Source organism: Spirillospora sp. NPDC052269 (genome assembly GCF_040679435.1).
In the GTDB taxonomy this organism is placed as follows: domain Bacteria; phylum Actinomycetota; class Actinomycetes; order Streptosporangiales; family Streptosporangiaceae; genus Spirillospora.
The window spans coordinates 545828-569346 of the sequence record NZ_JBFAUU010000002.1 but is presented as its reverse complement, the minus strand read 5'-3'; the positions used below and the strand labels follow the sequence as shown (position 1 = coordinate 569346).

The 23519-nt window shown below is 72.0% G+C and carries 24 protein-coding genes; 12 read left to right on the top strand and 12 right to left on the bottom strand.

Annotation, left to right across the window (positions count from 1 at the left end; translation table 11 throughout):
- Positions 1-2 precede the first annotated feature (2 nt).
- From AB0L06_RS06100 to AB0L06_RS06080, 5 genes are all read left to right on the top strand, one after another.
- On the top strand, positions 3-575 hold the full coding sequence (locus tag AB0L06_RS06100; RefSeq protein WP_500229798.1) for an RDD family protein: 573 nt from the start codon (positions 3-5) through the stop codon (positions 573-575).
- Between the two features lie 580 nt (positions 576-1155).
- Positions 1156-1476: a histone-like nucleoid-structuring protein Lsr2 gene (locus AB0L06_RS06095; RefSeq protein WP_026414171.1), complete on the top strand. Its 321-nt coding sequence runs from the start codon at positions 1156-1158 to the stop codon at positions 1474-1476.
- Between the two features lie 596 nt (positions 1477-2072).
- Positions 2073-4589 (top strand): ATP-dependent Clp protease ATP-binding subunit, encoded by a 2517-nt coding sequence (locus AB0L06_RS06090; protein WP_500229797.1) that lies wholly within the window; start codon positions 2073-2075, stop codon positions 4587-4589.
- 182 nt (positions 4590-4771) lie between these two features.
- Positions 4772-5470 carry a hypothetical protein gene (locus AB0L06_RS06085; RefSeq protein WP_500229796.1) on the top strand — a complete coding sequence of 233 codons (699 nt, stop codon included), beginning with the start codon at positions 4772-4774 and terminating at the stop codon, positions 5468-5470.
- 82 nt (positions 5471-5552) lie between these two features.
- Entirely contained in the window at positions 5553-6338 is a 786-nt protein-coding gene (locus tag AB0L06_RS06080) for a hypothetical protein (protein WP_500229795.1), read from the top strand.
- A gap of 64 nt (positions 6339-6402) precedes the next feature.
- Here AB0L06_RS06080 and AB0L06_RS06075 read toward each other — a convergent pair whose 3' ends face one another.
- On the bottom strand, positions 6403-6750 hold the full coding sequence (locus AB0L06_RS06075; protein WP_500229794.1) for a VOC family protein: 348 nt from the start codon (positions 6748-6750) through the stop codon (positions 6403-6405).
- Between the two features lie 225 nt (positions 6751-6975).
- Here AB0L06_RS06075 and AB0L06_RS06070 point away from each other — a divergent pair, with 225 nt between their 5' ends.
- Positions 6976-8235: an MFS transporter gene (locus AB0L06_RS06070; RefSeq protein ID WP_500229793.1), complete on the top strand. Its 1260-nt coding sequence runs from the start codon at positions 6976-6978 to the stop codon at positions 8233-8235.
- On the opposite strand, the gene AB0L06_RS06065 is transcribed toward AB0L06_RS06070, so the two are convergent.
- The 5 genes from AB0L06_RS06065 to AB0L06_RS06045 form a co-directional block, all read right to left on the bottom strand.
- On the bottom strand, positions 8190-9062 hold the full coding sequence (locus AB0L06_RS06065) for a trypsin-like serine peptidase (RefSeq protein ID WP_500229792.1): 873 nt from the start codon (positions 9060-9062) through the stop codon (positions 8190-8192). The genes AB0L06_RS06070 and AB0L06_RS06065 overlap by 46 nt on opposite strands.
- 521 nt (positions 9063-9583) lie before the next feature.
- The gene (locus AB0L06_RS06060; protein WP_500229791.1) at positions 9584-10036 is read right to left on the bottom strand and encodes a VOC family protein; all 453 of its coding nucleotides are present in this window, start codon (positions 10034-10036) and stop codon (positions 9584-9586) included.
- Positions 10033-10737 (bottom strand): DsbA family oxidoreductase, encoded by a 705-nt coding sequence (locus tag AB0L06_RS06055; RefSeq protein WP_500229790.1) that lies wholly within the window; start codon positions 10735-10737, stop codon positions 10033-10035. The genes AB0L06_RS06060 and AB0L06_RS06055 overlap by 4 nt, the downstream gene beginning before the upstream one ends.
- Before the next feature lie 104 nt (positions 10738-10841).
- A complete protein-coding gene (locus tag AB0L06_RS06050; protein ID WP_500229789.1) occupies positions 10842-11240 on the bottom strand; it encodes a nuclear transport factor 2 family protein in 399 nt (132 codons plus the stop codon).
- A complete protein-coding gene (locus AB0L06_RS06045; protein ID WP_500229788.1) occupies positions 11237-11635 on the bottom strand; it encodes a nuclear transport factor 2 family protein in 399 nt (132 codons plus the stop codon). The genes AB0L06_RS06050 and AB0L06_RS06045 overlap by 4 nt, the downstream gene beginning before the upstream one ends.
- Before the next feature lie 86 nt (positions 11636-11721).
- Here AB0L06_RS06045 and AB0L06_RS06040 point away from each other — a divergent pair, with 86 nt between their 5' ends.
- Positions 11722-12330 carry a TetR/AcrR family transcriptional regulator gene (locus AB0L06_RS06040; RefSeq protein WP_500229787.1) on the top strand — a complete coding sequence of 203 codons (609 nt, stop codon included), beginning with the start codon at positions 11722-11724 and terminating at the stop codon, positions 12328-12330.
- A gap of 318 nt (positions 12331-12648) precedes the next feature.
- On the opposite strand, the gene AB0L06_RS06035 is transcribed toward AB0L06_RS06040, so the two are convergent.
- Both AB0L06_RS06035 and AB0L06_RS06030 read right to left on the bottom strand, forming a co-directional pair.
- On the bottom strand, positions 12649-13530 hold the full coding sequence (locus tag AB0L06_RS06035; protein WP_500229786.1) for a DNA-3-methyladenine glycosylase 2: 882 nt from the start codon (positions 13528-13530) through the stop codon (positions 12649-12651).
- A gap of 105 nt (positions 13531-13635) precedes the next feature.
- Positions 13636-14505 (bottom strand): HhH-GPD family protein, encoded by an 870-nt coding sequence (locus tag AB0L06_RS06030; protein WP_500229785.1) that lies wholly within the window; start codon positions 14503-14505, stop codon positions 13636-13638.
- A gap of 66 nt (positions 14506-14571) precedes the next feature.
- Here AB0L06_RS06030 and AB0L06_RS06025 point away from each other — a divergent pair, with 66 nt between their 5' ends.
- Together AB0L06_RS06025 and AB0L06_RS06020 are read left to right on the top strand one after the other, a co-directional pair.
- Positions 14572-15261, top strand: a complete 690-nt coding sequence (locus tag AB0L06_RS06025; RefSeq protein ID WP_500229784.1) for a hypothetical protein — start codon at positions 14572-14574, stop codon at positions 15259-15261.
- Positions 15262-15403: 142 nt separating this feature from the next.
- The gene (locus AB0L06_RS06020; protein ID WP_500229783.1) at positions 15404-16102 is read left to right on the top strand and encodes a B3/B4 domain-containing protein; all 699 of its coding nucleotides are present in this window, start codon (positions 15404-15406) and stop codon (positions 16100-16102) included.
- 36 nt (positions 16103-16138) lie between these two features.
- Here AB0L06_RS06020 and disA read toward each other — a convergent pair whose 3' ends face one another.
- Positions 16139-17221: a DNA integrity scanning diadenylate cyclase DisA gene (gene disA, locus AB0L06_RS06015; RefSeq protein WP_500229782.1), complete on the bottom strand. Its 1083-nt coding sequence runs from the start codon at positions 17219-17221 to the stop codon at positions 16139-16141.
- A 112-nt stretch (positions 17222-17333) separates the two neighbouring features.
- Positions 17334-18869, bottom strand: a complete 1536-nt coding sequence (radA, locus tag AB0L06_RS06010; protein ID WP_500229781.1) for a DNA repair protein RadA — start codon at positions 18867-18869, stop codon at positions 17334-17336.
- Between the two features lie 178 nt (positions 18870-19047).
- On the opposite strand from radA, the gene AB0L06_RS06005 reads away from it, so the two are divergent.
- Positions 19048-19905, top strand: a complete 858-nt coding sequence (locus AB0L06_RS06005; protein WP_500229780.1) for an SGNH/GDSL hydrolase family protein — start codon at positions 19048-19050, stop codon at positions 19903-19905.
- An 18-nt stretch (positions 19906-19923) separates the two neighbouring features.
- On the opposite strand, the gene AB0L06_RS06000 is transcribed toward AB0L06_RS06005, so the two are convergent.
- Both AB0L06_RS06000 and AB0L06_RS05995 read right to left on the bottom strand, forming a co-directional pair.
- The gene (locus AB0L06_RS06000) at positions 19924-20982 is read right to left on the bottom strand and encodes an alpha/beta fold hydrolase (RefSeq protein WP_500229779.1); all 1059 of its coding nucleotides are present in this window, start codon (positions 20980-20982) and stop codon (positions 19924-19926) included.
- Between the two features lie 76 nt (positions 20983-21058).
- Positions 21059-21763: a class I SAM-dependent methyltransferase gene (locus AB0L06_RS05995; protein WP_500229778.1), complete on the bottom strand. Its 705-nt coding sequence runs from the start codon at positions 21761-21763 to the stop codon at positions 21059-21061.
- Positions 21764-21937: 174 nt separating this feature from the next.
- On the opposite strand from AB0L06_RS05995, the gene AB0L06_RS05990 reads away from it, so the two are divergent.
- Together AB0L06_RS05990 and AB0L06_RS05985 are read left to right on the top strand one after the other, a co-directional pair.
- Positions 21938-22825 (top strand): sugar phosphate isomerase/epimerase family protein, encoded by an 888-nt coding sequence (locus tag AB0L06_RS05990; RefSeq protein ID WP_500229777.1) that lies wholly within the window; start codon positions 21938-21940, stop codon positions 22823-22825.
- Entirely contained in the window at positions 22822-23478 is a 657-nt protein-coding gene (locus AB0L06_RS05985; protein ID WP_500229776.1) for a TetR/AcrR family transcriptional regulator, read from the top strand. The genes AB0L06_RS05990 and AB0L06_RS05985 overlap by 4 nt, the downstream gene beginning before the upstream one ends.
- Positions 23479-23519 lie beyond the last annotated feature (41 nt).

Genomic DNA, 23519 nt, shown 5'->3' with positions numbered 1-23519 from the left:
GCATGACCGCCCCGGAGGAACAGCGGGACGGACGCTCCGGTGAGCCGGGGGTTCCCGGAGCGGCCGCCGCCGAGGGCGTCGCGGCCGCTCCGGCGGGCGATGCGGCCGTCGCGGCGTCCGGGGCCGCGTCCGGCGAGGACGGGATCCTCGCCGAGCCGGGGCAGCGGCTGCTCGCCCGGATCGTCGACACGTTGATCGTCGGGCTGCCCGTGGTGCTGGTGCTGCGGGCGGTCCTGCCGCACGACACGGCGGACCACTGGTCCCCGACCTCCGTCGCGTCCGCCCTGCTCGTGTACGACGCCGTCCAGCTCGCGCTGTGGGGGCGGACGCCCGGCAAGCGGCTCGCGGGCGTCCGCGTCGTCACCGCGGACGGCTCCCGCCCGGACCCGGCGCGCGCCGCCCTGCGGGCCGCCGTGTACGCCGTCCCGATCGCGCTGCGGCCGGTTCCGGTGCTCGGCCTGCTGGCCGGAATTCTCTGGGTCGTGAACGTGGCGACGGCGTTCCGCGGGCCCGAGCGGAGGGCCCTCCACGACCGGATGGCGGGTACCGGCGTGGTGAAGAACACCATCGATTGACATAATGCGCACAAATCCCCTTACATGAGGGAGTTGTGATCCGGGCCACCCGCGGGCGGCGCCCCCCTTGGAACGCCTGGAGGCGTTGGAGAGTTTCGCCCGCCGCGGTCTCGGAGGCGAGAGTTTGCCCGGTCCCGCGCCGCCGCAGGGTTCACGTCGGCTTCGAGAGACCTTCACGTCTGTCTTGCGTTCGACTTCCGGCCGCCTTCGGTATCTCTTCCGGGCCGCCATCTCTTCCGAGCCGCCCTCCCGCCGCCGTTCCGCACGGCTTTGGGCCGTCTTCGGCCCGGCTTCCCCTCCCAGGCAGGCGGGCGGTTAGGGGCGTTACGTCGGGGTTAATCGGCGGCTCGTGGGACGATCGGGCCCCGGCCGTTAAGCGGCCCGCCCCGGTTTTTTCCCGATCGGCGGAGGCGTCCCGCCCGGATGCACCGGATCATGCTCGATTCGGATGGTGTCCGATTACGATGAGTTACCGTAGGGGAAGCAAACTTCATCGCGGGTGTCGAATTGTCATCGACGCGCTTCGAGGTATATGTTTGCAGCCGAATGCAGTTTGCTCCAGTCTGAAAGGTCTGTCCTCATGGCACAGAAGGTTCAGGTGCTTCTCGTCGACGACCTCGACGGTGGCGAGGCGGACGAGACCGTAGCGTTCTCGATCGACGGCGCCTCCTACGAGATCGACCTCAGTAGCGCCAATGCGAAGAAGCTGCGGGATTCTCTTCAGCCGTTCGTGGAGGTGTCCCGCAAGGCGGGAACCCAGCGCCGTCGGCGCCAGCGCGGCGCGTCCAGCCGTGAGCGCAGCGCCGAGATCCGTGCCTGGGCCAAGGCCCGCGGCATCAAGGTCAACGAGCGCGGCCGTATCCCGGCCAACGTGATCGAGCAGTACGAGGCCGCCAACTAGCGGCGCCGGTCGGCCGTCATGGCCGACCGGAACCGGCGCGGCGGGAGCGGGGAGGTTCTCCCCGCGGGGGTTACCGGGGCCCGCCTGCCGGACCGTCACGGCCCGCACCGGCTCCGTCCGGACCGACCGGCCCGCTTCCACCGTCCGCCGCGTGAGCGGCGACGCGAGGCGGGCCGTTCGCATTGCGCGAACGGACCGGACGGATTGATCTTGAAGTGGGGCCCGGAAGTGGGCCAAGAAGGACGAACGTTCGCTTCGGGTCCGGCCGATCACGCCGGCCGGCCGTTCGCTTCTGGCGTACAAGGGTCGTGATTTCACCGGCCGCCGGAGCGGAAGGCCGCCCTGTGACCACGCCGACCCCTCGCAATGGTGCTGGTGAGGTGCTCGTGAACGGTCCGGGCAAAGGCCCGTTCGCTCGCGGCGTAGCGGGAACATGCCGCATCAGTGCGGTAGTTGGATGAGGATGAACAGCGCTTAGCTGGGGAACGTCTTCTGGTGGGAGTGCACCGGGCGGCCTCCTCGGGGCGGGCTAGCATGCGGAAGGACAGGTTCGGACGTTCCGGACTCTGCCCAACCGCTCTGTGAGGAGCGACGAGATGTTCGAGAGGTTCACCGACCGCGCGCGGCGGGTTGTCGTTCTGGCTCAGGAAGAGGCCAGGATGCTCAACCACAACTACATCGGCACCGAGCACATCCTCCTGGGTCTGATCCACGAGGGTGAGGGTGTGGCCGCCAAGGCGCTGGAGTCGCTCGGGATCAGTCTCGAGGCGGTGCGGCAGCAGGTCGAGGAGATCATCGGCCAGGGCCAGCAGGCGCCGTCGGGGCATATCCCGTTCACTCCGCGGGCCAAGAAGGTGCTGGAGCTGTCGCTGCGCGAGGCGTTGCAGCTGGGGCACAACTACATCGGCACCGAGCACATCCTCCTGGGCCTGATCCGGGAGGGCGAGGGTGTCGCGGCCCAGGTTCTGGTGAAGCTGGGCGCGGATTTGAACCGGGTGCGGCAGCAGGTCATCCAGCTGCTCCACGGCTACTCCGGTGGCAAGGAGCCCGCGTCGTCGGGCGGCCCCTCGGAGTCGGCCCCCTCCACCTCCCTTGTGCTCGACCAGTTCGGCCGGAACCTGACGCAGGCGGCCCGTGAGGGCAAGCTCGACCCGGTGATCGGGCGGGACACCGAGATCGAACGTGTGATGCAGGTGTTGTCGCGTCGCACGAAGAACAATCCGGTTCTCGTCGGTGAACCCGGCGTCGGTAAGACCGCCGTGGTCGAGGGTTTGGCGCAGAAGATCGTCAAGGGCGAGGTTCCCGAGACGCTCAAGGACAAGCAGCTCTACACCCTGGACCTGGGCGCCCTGGTGGCCGGTTCTCGCTATCGGGGTGATTTCGAGGAGCGGCTGAAGAAGGTCCTGAAGGAGATCCGGACCCGCGGCGACATCATCCTGTTCATCGACGAGCTCCACACGCTGGTCGGTGCGGGCGCCGCCGAGGGCGCGATCGACGCGGCGTCGATCCTGAAGCCGATGCTGGCTCGTGGCGAGCTGCAGACGATCGGCGCGACGACGCTGGACGAGTACCGCAAGCACCTGGAGAAGGACGCCGCGCTCGAGCGCCGCTTCCAGCCGATCCAGGTCGCCGAGCCGTCGCTGTCGCACACGATCGAGATCCTCAAGGGTCTGCGTGACCGGTACGAGGCGCACCACCGCGTGTCGATCACCGACGCGGCGCTGGTCGCGGCCGCGCAGCTGGCCGACCGGTACATCTCCGACCGGTTCCTGCCGGACAAGGCGATCGACCTGATCGACGAGGCGGGCTCGCGAATGCGGATCCGCCGGATGACCGCGCCGCCGGACCTGCGTGAGTACGACGAGAAGATCGCCGACGTTCGCCGGGAGAAGGAGTCGGCGATCGACGCGCAGGACTTCGAGAAGGCCGCCGCGCTCCGGGACTCGGAGAAGCAGCTGCTGGCGAAGAAGGCGCAGCGGGAGAAGGAGTGGAAGGCCGGCGACATGGACGTCGTGGCCGAGGTGACCGAGGAGCTGATCGCCGAGGTCCTGGCCACCGCCACCGGCATCCCGGTGTTCAAGCTGACCGAGGAGGAGTCCGCGCGGCTGCTGCGGATGGAGGACGAGCTGCACCGCCGCGTCATCGGTCAGGAAGACGCGATCAAGGCGCTGTCGCAGTCGATCCGCCGTACCCGCGCCGGTCTGAAGGACCCCAAGCGTCCCGGCGGCTCGTTCATCTTCGCCGGCCCGTCCGGTGTCGGTAAGACCGAGCTGTCCAAGACCCTCGCCGAGTTCCTGTTCGGTGACGAGGACGCCCTCATCCAGCTCGACATGTCCGAGTTCATGGAGAAGCACACCGTCTCGCGGCTGTTCGGCTCCCCGCCCGGATACGTCGGCTACGAGGAGGGCGGCCAGCTGACCGAGAAGGTCCGCCGCAAGCCGTTCTCGGTGGTGCTGTTCGACGAGATCGAGAAGGCCCACCCCGACATCTTCAACAGCCTGTTGCAGATCCTGGAGGACGGCCGCCTCACCGACGCCCAGGGGCGCGTGGTCGACTTCAAGAACACGGTGATCATCATGACCACCAACCTGGGCACCCGGGACATCTCCAAGGGCCAGTCCCTCGGGTTCTCCCGGCAGGACGACACCCAGGGGGACTACGACCGGATGAAGTCGAAGGTGTCGGAGGAGCTCAAGCAGCACTTCCGGCCCGAGTTCCTCAACCGTGTCGACGACATCGTGGTGTTCCACCAGCTCACCCCGAAGGAGATCATCCAGATCGTCGATCTGATGATCGCCAAGGTCGACGAGCGCCTCAAGGACCGCGACATGGGCCTCGAGCTCAAGCCCGAGGCCAAGGACCTGCTCGCCGAACGCGGCTACGACCCCGTGCTGGGCGCCCGGCCGCTGCGCCGGACGATCCAGCGCGAGATCGAGGACAACCTCTCCGAGAAGATCCTCTACGGCGAGCTGACGGCCGGACAGATCATCATCGTCGGTACCGAAGGCACCGGCGAGAACGCGAAGTTCACCTTCAAGGGCGTTCCGAAGCCGAACGCGGTGCCGGACAGCCCGCCGCCGATCGAGGGCGCGGTCAACTTCAACAAGGAGTGATCAACTCCCTCGCCTCTTCGAGGTGAGTGAAGTCGATCGCGAAAGCGAGGCGTGGGAAAGGCCCGCACCGGAAGGTGCGGGCCTTTCCCATGTCCATCGCTTGTCCGTCTCCTGCCGGCTTGTGGGACGGGATGCCGTTCCCGGGACGGATTTTGTCGGACCCGGTTCGTAGTATTTCGAACATGCGATCGAATGTGCTGGGTTCGGCGGCGGAGTTCCGGCGGCGGCCCGCGCGGCGGGTGCGCCCGCCCGTGGACTCCCATCTCGCGCAGGTGTTCATGCGGGATCTGCGCTCGCCCGCGCCACCGCAGTTGCCGATCTTCCGCTCGCGGCGGCAGGGCGAGCTGCTCGCCCGGCTGCTGATCGGCCCCGAGCGCGAGATGAGCATGCTCGACCTCGCCGTCATGCTGCGCACCGACCTCGGCACGGTCGTCCGCGAGGTGGAGCGGCTGTCCCGCGCGGGCATCCTGCGGCTGCGCCGCACCCCGGCCGGACGGCTCGTCTCGCGCGACGCGTCCTCGCCGATGTTCGCGCCGCTGGCCCGCCTGGTGATGCTCGGGTTCGGGCCGTCCGCCGTCGTCACCGAGCACTTCGCGCTGCTGCCCGGGATCGCGGAACTGCACCTGTTCGGCGCCTGGGCCGGCCACTACGCGGACGACGCGTTCCCGTCCGCCGAGGGCGAGCCCATGGGCGACGTCGAGGTCCTGGTCGTCGGTGAGGTGTCGCGTGAGGCCGCCTTCGACGCCGCGCAGGACTGCGCAGCCCGGCTCGGCCTCCCCGTCCACGCCGTCGTCCGCTCGCGCGCCTGCTGGCGTGAGGATGACGACCCCTTCCTACGCGAGATCCGCTCCGGCCCCACCCTCCGGATCCCCTTGCCCTGACCCGTGCCGCGGCGCCTTCCGCGGCCGTGTCGCGCGTTTAATGCGTTGACCGGGTACTTCCCGTATCGGAAGCATTACCGGTATGGGACTCGACGCCTTCGTGCTGTGCCGTTGTTGGCAGGACGGTCACACCACCGAGCCGCCTGTCCCGCGCGAGCTGGTCAAAATGGACGAGTACGGCCCCTATCTGGACGGCGGGTCGGCCGAAGCGGCATCCGACGCGGCGTTCCTGGAGTGGAGGCACCACGCCGCGTGCGCCCACGAGGACATGGAGATCACCAGCGAGAGGATCTCCAACTGGGCCGGCTACCGGTACCTCAGACAGGCGATGGAGACCGCCGGATGGGTGCGATTCCCCGTCCTGCACGAGTACCTGCCCCACGCGAACGGCGGCGAGTTGCCCGCCGAGCGCGCCCGGGAGGCCCTCGGCGAGCTGACGGCGTTCCGCGCGTGTGGCGACGTCGGGCGCGAGACCGTCCTGCTGGACGAGGACACCGGGGCCGTCCTGGCCGAGTACGTCCGTGCGTATGCGGGCGTGTTCGTCTGGGACGGTATGGCCAAGCGCCGCGTCGGCGTGGACGAGCGCGGGCTGTTCGTCGTCGACGACTCCGACCGGGAGCTGTTCCGGGCGCTGCGTTGCACGCAGCGGCGCGTCCGTGCGGGGCGTGTCCGGTTCCGAACCGAGGACGGCGAGGAGACGACGCTCGACCTGACGTCGACCATCGGTGAGCGGGACGGCGCGTACCCGCGGCGGCTGAACGTCGTGGAGCGGCCGCTGAGCGGAACCCACTTCGACTACGCGGTGGAACCGCTGAGACGCCTCTGCGAGGCGTCCGTCCGGACCGGCAATCCGGTCGTCTGGTGCTGAAGGCAGGTGACGAGGTCGAGGCCCCGCTCATCCTTGGGGCCCCGCCCTCGTCCTGCGGCCTGGATCAGGCGGGTGGGTCCTGGAGGACGCCGAGCGGGTTGCCGTTGGGGTCCCGCAGGGTGGCGATCAGCCTTCCGTTGCCGACGTCGCGGATCTCCTCGACGACCGACGCGCCCGCGTCGGTGAGGTCCTGGACGGCCTTCTTGATGTCGTCGACCTCGAAGAAGCAGACCGGGCCGCCCACCGCGGCGTCGCCGCGCTTCGGGGTCAGGCCGATGTCCTGCCCGCCGACCTTGTAGCCCACGTAGTAGGGCTCGTCGGAGTAGGGCTCGACGCCGAGCAGCAGGTCCAGCCGGGCCTTGGCCGCCGGGACGTCCGAGACCGAGTAGATGATCGTCTTGACGCCTGTCATGTGTGTTCTCCTTCCCTCTCACCCTGCTGACACGCGGGAGCGCGTGAGTGTGACGGATCGCTTGCCCAAATCTGGGTGAGATGTGAAGATGACGGCATGTTCCTTCGATGTGCGTAGAGAGCGCCTCGCCGCCGCGCCCGCATGCGGGTGACAACGACGGCAGACGGTGCCCTCGCACATTCACGGCGCGCGCTCTGACGCGCCGTTCGCAGAAGGAACATCCCCATGTTCGCCTCATACGGCGTTGTTCTGCGTTCCCCACGTGCCGCCCGGGTCTTCGGTGCGGCCCTGTTGGGACGCCTTTCCTACGGGACGGCCGGACTGTCCCTGACTCTGACCTTCGTCCAGGCGACCGGCTCGTACGCGCGCGCGGGTGCCATGGTCGCCTTGTTCGGCGGCGCGAGCTGCCTGCTGGCGCCCTGGCGGGCGGGCCTGGTGGACAGGTTCGGCCCGCGTGCCGCGCTCCGTCCGATGGCCGTCCTGTACGGGCTGGGCCTGATCGGGCTCGCCGTCGCCGCCCACCTGGGCTCGACGCCGGTGGCCGGCGTGGTGGCGGTCGCGGCCGGCGCCTGCACGCCGCCGCTGGGCCCGGTGATGCGGGCGCTGTGGGTCGAGCTGGTTCCCGACCGGGACCTGCTCCAGCGCGCCTACAGCCTGGACACGGTCGCCGAGCAGATCATCTTCACGGTGGGACCGCTGCTGGCCGGGTTGTTCGCCGTCCTGTCCAGCGCGACCGTCGGCCTGCTGGTGAGCGCCGGGCTGGTGATCGCCGGGACGTTCGGCCTGACCACCGTCCGCAACACGATCTCGCGCCCCGCCGGCGAAGCGGAGTCGCGTGATGGGGCCGAAAGCGATGAAGGCGGGTCTCAGGTCTCTGCGCCCGGTGCGTGGAGCGTGTTCGGGCGACTCTGGCCGATGCTGCTCGCCATGGCGGCGCTCGGGGCCGCGGAGAGCGGGCTCGCGCTGCTGAACGTCGCGTTCGCCGGAGCCGGTGGCGCGGCCTGGGCGGAGGCGGCGATGTCGGTGGCCGGAGTCCTCGGCGGACTCGTCTACGGCGCGGTGACCTGGCGGATGGCGCCGGGGACGCGGCTGCCGCTGCTGGCCGTCCCGATCGCGCTGGCGCTCGCGGCGGCGGGGCTGGCCCCCGGCGTTCCGGCGCTGATCGCGATCGTCGCGGTCTTCGGCCTGTTCATCGCGCCGACACTGACCACCGGCTACCTGGTCGCGGAGAACGCGGCGCCTCCGCAGCGGCGGACGGCCGTCTCGTCCTGGGTGAACACCGCGTTCAACACCGGATCGTCCCTGGGGGCGGCGGGTGTCGGCGTGCTCACCGACCTGGCGCCGTTGTCGCTGTGCTTCGCGTTCGCGGCGCTGCCGGTGCTGCTGTCGTCCGGGGTGACGCTGGCCGGGACGCGCCTGGCGTCCGGCCGGGCCGCGGATCAGGAGTTGGAGTCGGCGGCGGAGGACGCGCTCGCCGTCCGGTAAAGCTTCTTGACCTTGGAACCGAAGGTCACCGAGTAGGACACGTCCGGGGTGCTGCCACCCTCCTCGTGCCCGCCGATCACGCCGACGAGGGTCTTCTCGTCGTCACCGGCCAGGAACGGGCCGCCGCTGGTGCCGTTCGGGAAGCCGGCGCAGGTGAAGCGGAGCTGGGTCGTGCTGTAGGGCTCGACCCGGTTCCGGCACGCCACCGGGCGGTCGCCCGAGGACGGGTAGCCGACGACGCGGGCCTGGCCGCTCACCGGGCCCTCCGCCTCCAGGGTCATCGCGCCCGCGACGTCCTGGACCCGCCTGCCGCCGCCGTTCGCGTCCGTGACCTGGAGGAACGCGACGTCCGAGTCCTCGTCGCTGGAGGCGGCCCACTCCGGCGGGTCGTACAACGCGACCGCGCGCCAGACCCCGTAAGGCGTCTGGCCGTTGTGGTAGCCGGGCGCGAACGCCACCCCGATGTTTCCGCGCCGGGAGCCGCCGCCCACGCAGTGCGCGGCGGTGACCAGCAGGTTGTGGCCGGGGCTGTCGACGACGCTTGCCGTGCAGGTGTGGTCGTTCAGCTTGCCGTCGTCGTCCATGTCGAACAGCGCTCCGACCGCCGGCAGCCCGTCGAACGCGCTGCTGGACGACTCGGGCGGCCTCGGCGAACCGGCGGCGGCGTCCCCGATGGGCTGCGCCTCACGCGCCGCCTCGGCGGCCCCGCCTCCGGCGGCCGGGGGCCACGACACGACCGCCAGGCCGGCCAGGACCGCCGCGGCGGTCAGCGCGGGGTAGCTCCGACGCGTCACACGGTGCCCGCGTGTCCGCCTGAACAGCCCCATCCGGCCCTCCTGAAGCGATCGTCCGTCCATTCATCTCAGCCCGTGCCCGCCCGATGATTGTGCCTATCCGGTTCTGGAGAGGTCCTGGGACGACCCTGACACTTTCCTGAATGCCTCCCCACGATCGATCTACCTCTGCCCTGGGCCTTACGTTGTGCCTGGTGAGCGGGGGGGTGACATGGCCTGAAATAGGCCATTGCCCTCGCTCCGCCCCGTTGGCCGAGCCGCCCCGCCCTCGCCGACCCCAAAAGCGGGCCCGCTAAGACGAGCCGGTCAGGCAGCGCTGTTTCAGACGGGCCCGGTCAGCCAGGCGGGCCCAGGCAGGCGGTCAGGCGGGGCCGGTCAGGCGGGCCCGGTCAGGCAGGCCAGGCCTGGCAGGCAGGCCAGGCGGGGCCGGGCAGGCCCAGGCAGGCAGGCCCAGGCAGGCCGAGGCGGGCGGGGCCGGGCAGGCCGAGGCGGACGGGGCCGGGCGGGCCCGGGCAGGCGGGCCCGGGCAGGCAGGGCGGGGCAGGCGGGCCGTTTCAGGCGGGGCCGGGAGGGGGCTCCGCGCCGAACACCCAGGGCGCGAGGACGACCATCCAGCCGTCCGGATCGGCGAAGACGGCCGCGCCGTGCCGCTCCCAGTACGGGTTCGCGGGCGCGACGGCCCGATGGCCGCACGCCGTCAGGCGCTCGACGGCCGCGTCCCGCGCCTCGGGACCGCGCAGGTACAGCACGAGCTGGTTCTCCGGATGCGGCTCCGGGATCACCGGCGGAGTGCCGTGCTGCGTGATCTCCATTTGGACGGGAGTCCCGGGCAGCCCGAAGACCACGCCGTCATAGCCGTCATGGCCCCGCCAGGCCGCCAGGACGGGCAGCTCCAGGTCGTCCCGGTAGAACGCCAGGACCTCGTCATAGCGCGCCGTCGGCCGTGCGAACCGCACCGCCCCGACCTCCAGATGCGCGGGCCACACCCGCCCAGCCTCCTCGCTCATGCCTGAGCGTCCTTGGCGGCCTGCTGCGTGTCGGTCTGTGCTTGGGGGGCGGCCTGGGTGGGCTGGGGGTGGGATTCCTGCCAGGCCTGGGTGAGGGCCTCGAGGAGGGTCGTGGTCTCCTGGGCGCCGCTGATGCCGTACCTGCCGTCCAGGACGAAGAAGGGCACGCCGCGGACGCCGATGCGGGTCGCGGTCTGCTCGTCGTGGCGGACGGCGTCGGCGTAGGCGTCGCCCGCCAGGACCGAACGGACCTCGGCGGCGTCCAGCCCGACGCCGGTGGCGACCGCGGTCAGCGCGTCGGCGCCGAAGACGGAGCCCTCGCCGCCGAAGTTCGCCCGGTACAGCGCATGCCGCAGCTCCTCGCCGAGTCCGCGCTCGGCGGCGAGGTGCAGCAGGCGGTGCGCGTCGAAGGTGTTGCCGGTCGAACGGTCCGACGTGTAGGGCAGGCCCTCGGCCGCCGCGAGCCCGGCGACCCGGGCCTCGGCCTCTTCGGCCTGCTCGCGCGACATGTCGTACTTGGACATCAGCATCTCCATCACGGGCCCGGTCTCGGCGGGGGAGAGGTTCGGGGCGAGCTCGTAGGAGTGCTGGACGACCTCGATGTCGTCGCGGTGTTCGAACCCGGCCAGCGCCGCGTCGAAGCGTGCCTGCCCGATGTAGCACCAAGGGCAGACGATGTCGGTCCAGATGTCGACGCGCACGGCGGGGCCTTTCAGGTAGGGATGGGAGCCTTACCCCAAGGGCAACACCCCGCTACCGTGCGACATTTCCGCCGACCGGATGAGCGGTCGGACGGCCGACCGGGTCACGAGGCCTCCAGAGCCCGCGCCAGCGCGCCGTGGTCGTGGTAGTCGCGGCTGTGGACGATCAGCCCGTTCCGGACCCGCAGCACCTGGATGTTGCCCACCTCGAACTCGGCGCCGGTGGCGGTCACCTCACCGGCGTAGCCGAACTCGGCGACGATCACTTCGGGGTCCTGGGTCTCGTGGACGACCAGGTTCTCGACGCGCAGCCGGAACGGCCCCTTGTCCGCCTTCGCGAAGTGCTCGGCGATGGCGGCCCGGCCCTCGATGCGGGCCGGGGCCGGGGGCGTCACGAATGGCTGCTCGACCACCGCGTCCTCGGCGTAGAGGGCGGCCAGATCGCCCCAACGGCCGTCCGAGATGCCCTGGGACAGGCGCTCGAAGGTCTCGCGCGGGGTCATGAGCGGGCTCCCATCGCCGCGGTGAACGCCCGGTGGTGCGCGTAGTCGCGCGCCTCGAGGATCAGGCCGTCCCGGATCCGCATCACGAAGATGTTCGGGATCGTGAAGCGGACGCCGGTGCCGGTGTTGCGCCCGTCGTAGGCGAACTCGGCGACGATCACCTCCGGGTCGGACGTCTCGTGCACGGCGACGTCGCGGACGGTCATCTCGAACGGCATCCCCGGCACCTGGGCGAAGTGCTCGCGCAGCGCCTCGCGCCCCTCGAACCGGGACTCCGGATGGGCGAACGGGTGGGTCACGAACGCGTCCTCGGCGTAGAGGAGGTGCAGGTCATCTGTCTTCTTGGCGGCCAGGCCCTCGACCAGCCGCAGGAAGACATCCCTCGGGTCGGGCATGCTGCGCTCCCGTCGTAGAATCGGAGTGCTCACTCCGATTCCAAAAATACGGAGTCATCACTCCGCTTGTCAATCCGGGAGGTGCGATGGCCACCGAGCCGACGCCCGAGAAGTCCGCCGCGCCCGCCAGGCCGCTGCGTGCCGACGCTGCGCGCAACCGGGCGAAAGTGCTGGTCGCCGCCAGGGAGGTCTTCGCCGAGCGCGGCACCGGAGCGTCCACGGAGGAGGTCGCCAAGCGCGCCGGGGTCGGCATCGGCACGGTCTTCCGGCACTTCCCGACCAAGGAGTCGCTGCTGGAGGCCGTCCTCGGCGAGATCCTGGCCGGGTTCGCCGAGCAGGCGAGGGTGCGGACGGAGTCCCCCGACCCCGCCGGCGCGTTCTTCGACTTCTTCCAGTTCGTCGTGGGGGAGTCGGCCACCAAGAACGCCGTCTCCGCCGAGCTGACCGGCGCGGGCATCGACCTTCACGCCATCGGCGACGATGCGATGCAGGAGATGAGAAAGGAGCTGAGGGGTGCGCTGGGCGTTCTGCTCACGCGCGCGCAGGAGGTCGGGGCGGTGCGCGCCGACGTCGGCCTCGGCGAGGTGATGGCTCTGCTTGCGGGAACGTCCCAGGCCGCCCAGAACCTGGACGTCGTCGTGCGCGGGCGCGTCCTCGACGTGGTCTTCGACGGCCTCCGCGCCCAGCACCCCTGAGCGACCGCTGCGCCTCGAGCCGCTGGAGTGCTGACGCCGAGGTCAGTGCGCGGCGGGTCAAGGTCCGGCGGCGCCGAGGCTCGAGGTCCGGCGGCGACGCGGTCCGAGGTCCGGCGGTGGCGCGATGCGAGGTCCGGCGGTGGCGCGATGCGAGGTCCGGCGGTGGCGCGATGCGAGGTCCGGCGGTGACGCGGTGCGAGGTCGGGCGGCGGCGCGGTTCGAAGCCAGGCGGCGCCGAGGGTGAGCGCCTGGGCGGCGACGCCGTTCGAAGTCGGGTGGCGTCGAGGCTGCGACGGCAGGCGGCGTGGAGGGGGGAGGTCAGGTGGCGACGCGGAGGTAGTGCGCCCAGTAGCCGGCCCAAGGGCCGTACGTCTCGCCGAGTTTCCGCACGTCGGCGGGGGTGAGTGGACGGCCGTAGGCGCGGGAGGCGGCGGTGACGAGCTGCTTCTCGCCCGGCACCTCGTCCATCCGGCCGAAGCCTCTGATCAGGATGAAGGTGGCCGACCAGGGGCCGATGCCGGGGAGGTTCAGCAGGACGTCCTTGGCCTCCTCGAAGGGGGCCGTGCGCAGGTGGTCCTCGTCGAGGTCGAGCCAAGCGCGGACGGTTCCGTCGAGGTACTGGCCCTTGCGGAGGTTGCCGACGAGCTCGGCGATGCGTCCGGCGGGCAGGGACGCCAGCTGCTCGACGTCCGGGAACGCCCGGTACGGGACGTCGTCCACGGTCAGGACGTTGTCGAAGGCCTCGGCGAGGGCCTGCTTCTCCTTGGCGGCGACGGGCAGGGCCGTGCGCTGCGACAGGATCGCCCAGACGGCGTTCTCCAGCGGCGTCGGGAACTTGACCTGGTGGTAGCCGTGCAGCCGGTCGATCACCGGCGCGAAGCCGGGATCGCGGCGGCCGATCTCGTAGAAGCCGGTGAGGTCGTCGTCCAGGCTGAGCCAGGACGTGATCTGCCGCCGGACCTCCGCGATCTCGTCGTCCGAGGGCGGCCGTCCGTCGGACAGCAGGTCGCAACGCAGCCCCTCGCCGTCCGCCGACGCCGCCAGCCGGACGCCGAACGTGCGGCCGCGGGCGCGCAGGGCGCGGGTCAGCGTTCCGCCGTCCACCCGCTGCTGTCCGGCGGTCGGCCGGAACCCGGACAGGAAGCGCAGCTGCGGCGCGAAGTCGAACGGCCGGACGGCGGGAAGCGTGAACGTGGTCATGACGCCCTCTCTTTGGCTGCGCGAAGATGATCTGCGTGCATCCTAAAAGCCCCCACCGACATTCCGGCCGCGCCCGGCGCGGGCCGTCCGGGAGGGGCGGGTGGATCAGCCGGGGAGGGCGTAGCGGCCGTCGTCGAGCGGGTCGACGAGGCCGTCGGAGATCAGGCCGTCGAGGGCGCGTTCGCGCTGGACGGCGTCCGACCACACCACGTCCAGGGCCGGCTTGCCGACCGGCTCGTGGGCGTCGCGCAGGACGGCGAGCAGGCGGCCCCGGCACTGCCGGTCGGTGCCCGCGTAGGACTGTCCGCGGCGTGGCGGGCCGTCGTAGGCGGGACGGCCCCGCGCCTGCCACTCGCACTGGGAAAGGACGGGGCAGTCGACGCAGCGCGGCGAGCGGGCCGTGCAGACCAGCGCGCCCAGCTCCATGACCGCCACCGACCAGCGGGCGGCGGTCGGCGGGTCCAGGGGCAGCAGGGACTCGGCCGTCGTGACCTCGGCGCGGGTCTGCGACTTCGGCGGGTACTCGACGCCGTCGATCATCCGCGCCAGGACGCGCCGGACGTTGGTGTCCAGCACGGCGTGCCGCTGCCCGAAGGCGAAGCTCGCGACGGCCGCCGCCGTGTAGGAGCCGATTCCGGGCAGGTCGAGCAGGGCCTCGTGCGCGTCCGGAACCGCGCCGCCGTGCCGGTCGACGATCGCCTGCGCCGCCGCGTGCAGCCGGAGCGCGCGGCGCGGGTAGCCGAGCCGTCCCCAGGCGCGCACGGCCTCCCCGGACGGCTCGGCGGCGAGCGCGGCGGGCGTCGGCCAGCGCTCCATCCAGGCGTGCCAGGCCGGGAGGACCCGGACCACCGGGGTCTGCTGCAACATGATCTCGCTGACCAGGACGCCCCAGGGGGTCGCGTCGGGCGCCCGCCAGGGCAGGTCCCGGGCGTGCGCGTCGTACCAGGCCAGGATCGGGTCGGTGAACTTCCGCATGACGAGGTGCATTGTGACACGGCGGGTCGCCACGTCCCGGACGATCCCCATATGCATACTGTCCGCATGGACGCGGATACTGAACGTGATCCTGAGGAAGAGTGGGGGATCGACCAGTACTGGCGGCGGCGGGCGATCGCGCTCGCCGCGGCGCTGGGCGTGGTCGGCCTGACCGCCTGGGCCTGCGGCGCGTTCGGCGGCGCGGGCGGCGACGCGAAGAAGGCGCCGCTGCAGAGCGTCGCCGGGGTCGGATCGGCGGTGCCCGCGCCGTCGGCCTCGCCCGGCGTGCCCGTCCCGGCGCCCACGGTCACGGTCACCAAGACCTCCAAGGTCACCCTGCGGCCCAAGGTGGCGGCTCCGAAGGACGGCGACGCCTGCGCGCCCCGCGACGTCGTGGTGAACTTCGCCTCCAGCGGCGACAGTTTCGCCCGTGACGCGCGGCCGTCGTTCCGGCTCACCGTGGTCAACACGGGGCAGCGCACCTGCCGCTACGACGTCGGGACGCACAGCCTGGACGTCCGCATCACCTCCGGCTCCGACAAGGTGTGGGCGGCGTCGGTCTGCGACGGCGGCTCTGGGGCGTCCGTGCAGACGTTGCGGCGCGGCATCCCGTATGTGACCACGGTGACCTGGGACCGCAAGCGCTCCGGAGCCGACTGTTCGGGCAAGCGCGACAAGGCGCTGCCCGGGACGTACGTCGCGGCCCTGAAGGCCGACCAGGTGAAGCCCCAGAAGCAGGTCTTCCACCTGCGCTGACGGCTGCGCTGACGGCTGTGGTGACGGCGGCGGCGGTGAACCGGGTGCGTATTGGTCCTCTGGAACGGACCGCGGTTGGCCCTGTCCAGAGGACCGCCGCGGCGGCAGGGTGGTCCGCGACCATCACGCCGGACGGGGGACCATGTACTTCCAGCACTCGCCGAACCTCTGGGCCGACCACCCGGACCTGGTCGCCGGGGCCGTCGTCGTCGCGGACGGCATCACGCCGGACGCCGACGCGAGCGCCCGCGTCGCCGACCACACCGCCGCCGCCCTCGCCCGGCTGGCCGGAGCCGGCCAGGAGGCCGACCTCCCCGAGATCAAGGCCTGGCGGCGGACGTTCGCCGCGATGGGCCTCAAGCCGACGCAGTACCGGTGCGCGTCCGAGGCGCTGTTGCGGCGCGTCCGGAAAGAGGGCTCGCTGCCCGCGATCCATCCGCTGGTTGACCTGTGCAACGCGGTCTCGGCGGCCTTCGCGATCCCGGTCGCCGCGCTCGACCTCGCGGCCGTGACCGGCGGCCTCACGGTCCGTCCGGCGGACGGCACGGAGGAGTACGAGACCTTCGGCGGCGAGACCGAGCACCCTGCGCCCGGTGAGGTCACCTACGCCGACGAGGCGGGCCGCGCCCACGCGCGCCGCTGGACGAACCGGCAGAGCGGCCGGTCCGCCGTCCGCCCGGCGACCCGGTCCGTCCTGATCGTCGCCGAGGCCATGCACGAGACGGCGGTGTCGGACGTGCCGAAACTGGTCGCGGCGCTCGCCGACGAGATCGCCGGACTCTGGCCGGTCGGCCCGGTGACCGCCCGCGTCACCGCGTCCGCCCCGCGCCTCGACTTCTGACCGCGCCCGGCCGCTGCGGGGCGGCCGGGCGGGAGGTCAGACGTAGCGTTCGAGGATGGAGGACTCGGCGAGCCGGGACAGGCCCTCGCGGACGCTGCGGGCCCGCGACTCGCCGACGCCGCCGACGGCCTGGAGGTCGTCGATGGACGCGGCGAGCAGCTTCTGCAGGCCGCCGAAGTGCTCGACCAGGCGCTCCACGACCAGGCTCGGCAGCCGCGGCACCTTCGCCAGCAGCCGGTAGCCCTTCGGGGAGACGGGCAGGTCGAGCGAGTCCGGCCCGGCGAAGCCCATCACCTCGGCGACCGTGGTCAGGTCGAGCAGCTCGTTCGCCGACAGGACGTCCAGGTTCGCCAGCACCGTCTCGACCCCGACCGCGCGGGCCGTGGCGGACGGGTAGTCGCGGACGATCAGCTCGCGGTCGACGTCCACGCCGGACACCAGCTCGTCGAGCTGGAGCGACAGCAGCCGCCCGTCGGTGCCGAGCTCGACGACGTAGCCCTCGATCTCGTCGGCGATCCGGCGGACCATCTCCAGCCGCTGCACCACCGCGGACACGTCCCGGACGGTGACCAGGTCCTCGATCTCGAGGGCCGAGAGCGTGCCGGACACCTCGTCCAGCCGCAGCTTGTAGCGTTCGAGCGTGGCGAGCGCCTGGTTCGCCTTGGACAGGATGGCCGCCGAGTCCTCCAGGACGTAGCGGACGCCGTCCAGATAGAGCGCGATGATGTTCATGGACTGGCTCACCGAGATCACCGGCCGTCCGGTCTGCCGCGCGACCCGTTCGGCCGTGCGGTGCCGGGTGCCGGACTCCTCGGTCGGGATCGTGGAGTCGGGCACGAGGTGCACGGCGGCGCGCACGATCCGGCCCCGGGTGTCGTCGATGACGATCGCCCCGTCCATCTTGGCGAGCTCGCGCAGCCGGGTCGCGGAGAACTCCACGTCCAGCTCGAAGCCGCCGGTGCAGATCTCACTGACCTGCGCGTCGTAGCCGAGCACGATCAGTCCGCCGGTGTGGCCGCGCAGGATGCGCTCCAGACCGTCCCGGATCTGGGTGCCCGGGGCCACCGCGGCGAGCGTCGCGCGGCGTCGTTCGTCATGACCCTTGTCGATTGCTGGCACCTGGCCCCCGGAGGTCGCTTACCGGCGTCAGTTTACCGAGAGGGCCGGGCGGGCGGCTCCTCCCCTGGTCGCAAGCGTGACGTGAACGGAACCGATCGGTGAGGCGGACGTGTCAGGGGGCCGTGAAGGACACCTGCAGCGCCTGGGTCAGGCTGTCCACCTCCATCACCTTCATACCCTCGAAATCGCTGAGCAGGGGGTCGGCGCGCCTGAGCGGCGATCCGTCGCCGAGCTCCAGCGACCCGCGCGGCACCACCGCGTGCTTGAACCCGAGCCGGGCCGCCTCGGCCAGCCGCCGCTGGACGCCCGGCACCACCCGAACCTCGCCCGCGAGCCCGACCTCGCCGAGCGCGACCAGCGTCGGCGACAGCGACTGCTCGACCGTCGACCCGGCCACGGCCAGGGCCATCGCGAGGTCGACGGACGTCTCGTTCAGCCGCACCCCGCCGACCGTGGAGACGTACACGTCCTGCTCGTGCATGGAGATCTTGCAGCGCTGCGCGAGGACGGCCAGCACCATCGCGACGCGCGAGGCGTCCAGCCCGGAGTGCGCGCGGCGCGGGGACGGCAGGTGCGACTTGGCGACCAGGGCCTGCACCTCCGCGACCAGCGGACGGCGGCCCTCCAGCGTGACCGTCACGCAGGTGCCGGGCACCGGCTCCTCGCGCCGGGTGAGGAACAGCCCGGACGGGTCGGGCAGCCCGACGAGGCCGACTTCGGACAGGTCGAAGCAGCCCAGCTCGTCCGTCGGGCCGTACCGGTTCTTGATGGCCCGGATCATGCGCAGCCGGCTGTGCCGGTCGCCCTCGAAGTACAGGACGACGTCGACCAGGTGCTCGAGCAGCCGGGGCCCGGCGATCGCGCCCTCCTTGGTGACGTGCCCGACCAGGACGACCGTGATGCCGCGTTCCTTGGCGACCCGGATCAGGTTGGCGGCGACCTCGCGGATCTGGGTGACCCCGCCGGGCGCGCCGTCCACCTCGGACGTCCCGATCGTCTGGATGGAGTCGACGACCAGCAGCACCGGCTCGACCGCGTCGATGTGGCCCAGGATCGCCGACAGCTCGGTCTCGGCGGCCAGGTACAGGTCGTCGGTGATCGCGCCGACCCGGTCGGCCCGCAGCCGTACCTGCTCGGCCGACTCCTCCCCGGTCACGTAGAGCACCGGCGTCCGCTCATGCCCCTCGGCGCCCGCCTCTCCGGCGTCGTCGTCCGCGCCGCCCCCGGCGCGGACGGAGGCCAGCGGATCCTGCGCGGAGCCCTGGCCGGTGCGGGCCTGCGGCGGGACGTTCGCGAGCGCCGGAGCGGACGCGAGGGCCGCGACCTCCAGCAGCAGCGTGGACTTGCCGATGCCGGGCTCGCCCGCCAGCAGCAGGACCGCCCCCGGCACGATGCCGCCGCCGAGCACCCGGTCGAGCTCGTCCAGGCCGGTGGGGCGGGTGCGCGCGGACCGCACGTCCACCTGCCCGATCGGACGCGCCGGAGCCGACACCGGCCCGGCCGACACCACCCGTGCGGGCGTGGCGGAGGCGGACTCGACGATCGAGCCCCACGCCTGGCACTCGCCGCACCGCCCCACCCACTTGGACGTCTGCCAGCCGCACTCGCCGCAGTGGTAGGCCGCCCGCGCGGTCTTCGCCTTCGCCATGCGCCGAAGCGTACGTCCCGCCACTGACAGAAGCGCCGGACCCCGTCCCGACCAGGCCAGATTTGGGTCACCTCGCGTGTCCGGCCGATGACCCCCCGCCCGGAAACCCCTACCGTGACTCCGGGAGCCCGGCCCGGGGAGCGCCGGCTCACGGTTCCGCCGCGAAAGGACCCGGGACATGCGCAGACTCGCCACCACGCTCGCCCTGACGATCACCGCCGCCGCGCCACTGCCCGCCACGGCCGCCGGACGGACGGGCGGAGGCCTCCGCTACGCGGCCCTCGGCGACTCCTACACGGCCGGTCCGATGATCCCGAAGCAGCACGGCCTGGTGGGCTGCCTGCGCTCGGACCACAACTACCCGTCCCTGGTCGCCGCGTCCCTGAAGGCGAGGCTCTCCGACGCGAGCTGCACCGGCGCCGAGACCTCCGACATCACCCACCCGCAGTCCACCACGTCCGGCGACAACCCGGCCCAGATCGACTCGGTCACCCGCGACACCGACCTGGTGACCCTCGGCATCGGCGGCAACGACGTGGGCTTCAGCAAGATCCTCCTCGCCTGCGCCGCCGAGAGCCTCAGGTCCCCGAGGGGCGCCCCCTGCTCCACCCACTACGGGGACACCCTCGACAAGCGCATCAAGGACACCGCGCCGAAGATCGGGGCCGTCCTCCGCAAGATCCACGCCCGGGCCCCGCACGCGCGCGTCCTGCTCGTGGGCTACATGCGCCTCCTGCCCGACGGCGCCGGCTGCTGGCCCGCAGTTCCCTTGTCCGCCGGCGACGTCCCCTACCTGAACACCGCCGAACGCCACATGAACGCCATGCTCGCCGCCACGGCCGCCGCCAACGGCGCCACCTTCGTCGACACCTACAAGGGCACCGAGGGCCACGACGTCTGCGCCTCGTCCCGCACCCGCTGGGTGGAGGGCTTCCTCCCGGCCCACAGGGCCGCCCCAGGCCACCCCAACAAGGCCGGCATGCGCCAGATAGCCGCCCGCGTCCGCTCAGCCTTCAACTCCACCACCAACACCTGAGCGGCGGCCCGCAGGGCCTCAGAGGGAGAGGTTCTTGCGGGTTCGGGTTATGAGGTCGGCGAGGTGGTCGGAGACCGCGGCGGGGCGTTCGAGCATGGCCATGTGGCCGGCGTCGGCGAGGACCTCGAGGCGGGCGGTGGGGATCCGGGCGGCGAGGCGGAGGGTGTGGCCGACCGGGGTGAGGAGGTCGTGCTCGCCGCCCAGGACGAGGGTCTCGATGCCCGCGAGGTGGGCGCACTCGGAGACGACGTCGGTGGTGATCATCGAGTGCAGGAAGTCGAGGACGGCGTCCATGCGGGTGTCGTCGGCCATCCGCTCGGCGAAGGCGACGGCGGCGGGACTGGCGTCCGGGCCGAAGGCGACGTGGTCGATGAAGAGGAGGGAGCCGTCGCGGCCGAGGTGGCGGGCCTTCTCGATGAGGGACGAACCGGCGCCGGCCATGCGGAGGGTCCGGGGGAGGGTGTGCTGGGTCAGGCGGGCCGCGAGGGCCGGGAGGCCCAGGGTGACCTCGCCGAGGCCGCCGGACGAGGTGTTGCAGAGGGCCGCGGCGACGACGCGGTCGCCGAACAGGTGGGGGTACTCGTCGGAGAAGCGCTGGACGGTCATGCCGCCCATGGAGTGGCCGACGAGGACGACCGGAACGCCCGCCGGGACGGTCTGCTCGATCACGTCGGCGAGGTCGTGGCCGAGGCGGTGCAGGCCGTTGTCGTCGCGGGCGCCGCCGTCGGAGCGGCCGTGGCCGCGCTGGTCCCAGAAGACGAGGCGGCCGAGGTCGCGCAGGGCGCGGCGCTGGAAGTGCCAGGAGTCCTGGGAGAGCGTCCAGCCGTGGGAGAAGACGATCGCCAGGTCGGCGCGGTCCTCGCCGTCCACCTCGGCGTAGAGGCGGGTGCCGTCGGACGCGCGGACCGGGGCGGGACGGCCGCGCAGGGAGCCGAACGGCTCGGCGGCGTGCGGGTCGGGACGGTTCCGGAGGCGGCGGACGGCGCGGCGCTGCGCGGCGATCCCGGCTCCGCCGAGGAGCGCTGCCGAGCCCGCGCCGACGGCGGTCGCGGTGAGGGTGGTCCTGGCGCTGCGCATCGGTCTCCCAGGGGGCGGAGGGGGCGGGCGGACCGATTGTTATACAAGTCGTCTAGTAGGCGGAAGGGGATGTGACCTACCAGTCAGTTGTGCGCCACCAGAGGTTGACCGCGTAGTCCACCGTGAGGCCCTCGTGCTCGCGCTCGAAGGCGGCGGCGAGCTTCTCGGGGAACTCGATCCGCAGGACGGCGGCGAGGTCGGCGCGGTTCTGGAACTCCCAGCGGATCATGAGGGGCTCGCGCCGGAAGCCCCGGCGCGTCCAGAAGCGCTCGACGCCGGACGGGTCGTAGGACGGCAGCCCGCGCCGGAACCAGCCGCCGAAGGTGCTCCGGGTGGCGTCGTTGTCCACGATGAAGATCGTCCCGCCGCGCCGGACGACCCGCTCCAGCTCGGCGAGGCCCGGCTCGCAGCCCGGCCCGAAGAAGTAGGCCCAGCGGACGTGCACGACGTCGATCGACGCGTCCGGAAGGGGCAGGGCCTGGGCGGCGCCCACCCGGACGGCCACGTTCTGGAGGCCCTGGACGCGCCTGCGGGCGGCGGCGGCCAGGCCCGCGTGCGGCTCGACGCCCACGACCCGGGACGCCTCGGCCGCGAACCGGGGCAAATGGAACCCCGTTCCGCAGCCGAGATCGAGGACGGTGCGGCCCGCCCAGGGGGCGATCCCGCGCATCGCGGACTCGATCAAGCCGTCCGGGTCGACGGCGCGGTTCTCGATCTCGTAGACCGAGGGGGAGTTCCAGATGTTGGGGCTGGGCACGGCGCCCGGTGCGATCTCGACCACGCTGCAGAGGGTAGCCACCCGTCTGAGGTCGGGAAACGTCGGGAAACGCGGCGGGCGCGGCACCGGGGGGTTGAGGGCGGGGTCCTGGCGATTAGGCTGGCGACGAACGCACCCGGCGGCGCCGACGACGCCCGCCGGCCGGGAGACCGTGCGAACCGAGACGGCGAGGGAGCCTTGACCCCGCAGCACAACGGCACCGCAGCTCCGGCGATCCGCGTCCCGGACGCCCCGATCACGCTGTCCAGCGCGTCGGTGTATCCGGAGAAGGTGCCGAGCGCCTTCGAGATCGCCGCCCTGCTCGGGTACGACGGCGTGGAGGTCATGGTCTCCACCGACGCGTCCTCGCAGGACCTCAACGTCCTGCGCCGGCTGTCGGACTACCACCAGGTGCCGATCAAGTCGATCCACGCGCCCTGCCTGCTGCTCACCCAGCGGGTCTGGGGGCGCGAGCCGTGGGGCAAGCTCGTCCGCTCCAAGGAGGTCGCCGAGCAGCTCGGCGCGGACGTCGTGGTCGTCCACCCGCCGTTCCGCTGGCAGCGCGAGTACGCCCGCGACTTCATCGACGGCATCACCCGCATGCAGGACGAGACGGACGTCCACTTCGCCGTCGAGAACATGTTCCCCCTGAAGGCCCGGGGCGCCGAGGCGGGTCTGTACGCCCCCGACTGGAACCCGGTCGACCAGCCGTATCCGCACGTCACGCTGGATCTCTCGCACACGGCCGTGTCGAAGTCGGACGCGTTCGAGATGGCCGTCCAGCTCGGTGACCGGCTCCGGCACGTCCACCTGGCCGACGGCCTCGGCGTCACCAACAAGGACGAGCACCTCGTCCCGGGGCGCGGCAACCAGCCGTGCGGCCCGGTGCTGGAGAAGCTGGCCGAGGACGGCTTCGGCGGGCAGATCGTCATGGAGGTCAACACGCGCCGCGCGTCCAGCCGCGCCGAGCGCGTGGAGGACCTGGCCGAGGCGCTCGCCTTCGCCCGCCTGCACCTCGCCGCGGCCCACCGCACCTGGGAGGTCAGCGCCGCCGGCGAGGTCTCCCCCCGGACGGGCGGCCGATGACCGGCGGACCTTCGCCCTCCTCCCCGTCGGGAGCGGCCTCTCAGGAGGCGCCGGGAGCGGAGTCCGCGGGGGCGGGACGGCGTGCGCCCGGGCGTCCCGCCGGACGCACCGACACGCGGGAGAAGATCCTCGCCGCCGCCCGCGACCTGTTCGCCGAGAAGGGCTTCGACGGCGCGTCGCTGCGCGCCATCGCGCGTGAGGCCGGGGTCGACCCGGCGCTCGTCCACCACTATTTCGGCAGCAAGGAGGGCGTGTTCGTCGCGGCGATGCGCTTCCCGGTGAACCCGGCTGAGCTGCTGCCGAAGGTCATGGCCGGTGATCCGGACCGGCTCGGCGAGCTGTTCGCCCGCTCGTTCATCGGCGTCTGGGACGACCCGGACAAGCGCGCCCCGATCGTGGCCATGCTCCGCAGCGCGATGACCAACGAGCGGGCCGCCACGCTGATGCGGGAGTTCGTCACCTCGACGCTCCTGGAGCGGTTCGCCGCCGCCCGCGAGGTGCCCCTGCTGCGGATCCAGGCCGCGATCGGGCAGCTGATCGGCATGATGATCCTGCGGCACGTGATCCGGGTGGAGCCGCTGGCCTCCGCCACCCCGGACGAGCTGGTCGCCCTGGTCGCCCCGACGCTCCAGCGCTACATCGACGGCAAGTAGCCCCGGCTCACCGCCCCCCGGCCCGCACGCTTCCCCCTGCC